This window comes from Halanaerobium polyolivorans (assembly GCF_020711195.1).
Classification (GTDB): domain Bacteria; phylum Bacillota; class Halanaerobiia; order Halanaerobiales; family Halanaerobiaceae; genus Halanaerobium; species Halanaerobium polyolivorans.
Genome location: NZ_JAJFAT010000038.1, coordinates 1 through 1,592, shown reverse-complemented (window position 1 = coordinate 1,592; position 1,592 = coordinate 1). Strand labels below are relative to the sequence as shown.

At 29.6% G+C, this 1,592-nt stretch carries 1 protein-coding gene; it reads right to left on the bottom strand.

Translation table 11 applies throughout. The features are described from left to right. Positions 1-51 precede the first annotated feature (51 nt). Positions 52-1,476 (bottom strand): ISLre2 family transposase, encoded by a 1,425-nt coding sequence (locus tag LJ207_RS12185; protein ID WP_229346769.1) that lies wholly within the window; start codon positions 1,474-1,476, stop codon positions 52-54. Positions 1,477-1,592: the final 116 nt, after the last annotated feature.

The window sequence follows — 1,592 nt, the reverse complement described above, 5'->3', positions numbered from 1 at the left end:
GATTGTGTCAAATAACTTTTGGAAATGAGATAAGACTCCCTTATATATTTTTTAAAAAGCTAATGCTTTTATTGCTCTACTTAAACCGTTAACTTTGCCTTTACGTAAAGCAGGAACTGTTTCTTTAGCTAATGGAAATAGTGTTTTTCTATGATCTATTATTTTTTCTGTTCTCATTTTTATTCTTTTTTCTTTTTCTTTAATCTTAAATAATTTGTATAAATCTTCTTTTTCACCACCATTATATTTAAATGCTCTTAGCCTAGCCATCCTATCTGCACCATCTTCTGACCATGATAACGGTCTAGAAGACATTCTAGATGCCAGAACATGACTTACATGACCCTCTGCGCTGCATCCTTCAGCATGTTGATCATTAACATAGTTGTTAATTCCATGCCAATTAGAATAAATATATTTTCTTGCTTTTTTAACTCTTTGTTGATGTTCTTCATTTTCTGCTTTTTCATAAATCTCTTTAAATGTTGAACTAACAAAATTGTAATCAGCTCTATTTAATCCTAACCAGAGATCAAACTTTTGCTTTGGACAGTGACCAGTAGCCAATAAAACATATTTGTTTAGATGATACCTATCCAATATATATTTGGTCTTATGAATCTCTTTAAGACCTTTTTTAATCCAGGCTCCACCATCTCCTGACAAAAATATTGTATCTATATAATCTAGATCATAATTCTCATCTATATAGCTTAATACTTCCTCCCAAAGATCTTCAGATTTGGGATAAATACCAGAAAAATATTTTGCATTCTCTAATTTATTTCTTTTTCCTTTACGACCCTCATGTACGTACACCAGCTTAGTTACTTGACTACTTTTTTTCTTCTTTTTACTCTTAGTACAATTTCTTTTTTGAATAGAAACATGATCTTCATCTGCCTCTATATAAAGATGTTTAACCTTCTTTTTTTCTTTGCTTTTATTATCGTCAATAGCTCTATTGTCTATCTTACCAAGCTTTTTTATCTTATTTAAGGTTGTCTGTCTAGTTAAAGGAACTACTTCAGATGCAATATCAGCTGCAGCCTGATAAGAATATTCTTTTGCTTTTTCTACTAAATCTACCTCAATACCTTCTTCTATTTTTTGATGTCTTTCAATACCAAAAACATCATCTACAAGATATGTGTATTCTTCATCTTCATCTTCAGAACTTTTAGAAACATAGTATGTTCTTTGATATTTTATCTTTCCAAACTTAGTAACTAGTGATTTGTCCATATCTCTGGCCTGAATATTAAATAATTTTTTTCGTTCTTTAGATTCTCTAATTTCTTCATCCATATTTTCCAGAACATATACTAATAAATCTCTACCTAATCCATTCAAGTCTTTGTCTATAATCTCAATTAACCCTGAAATACCACCTTTTTTGCCTTCAAACAGCTCTTTAATATATTTTTCGATATTACTGCTGAAATTTTCTGCAAAATCCTGTATAATGTTATTCATAAGAAGACTCCCTCCTTTTTGTTTTTAGTCCTAAAAACATTTTATCAAAAAGGGAGTCTTCTTTCTATTTTTTTTATGATTCAGTTTTGAATCTCCAAAAGTAATTTTACACTAAC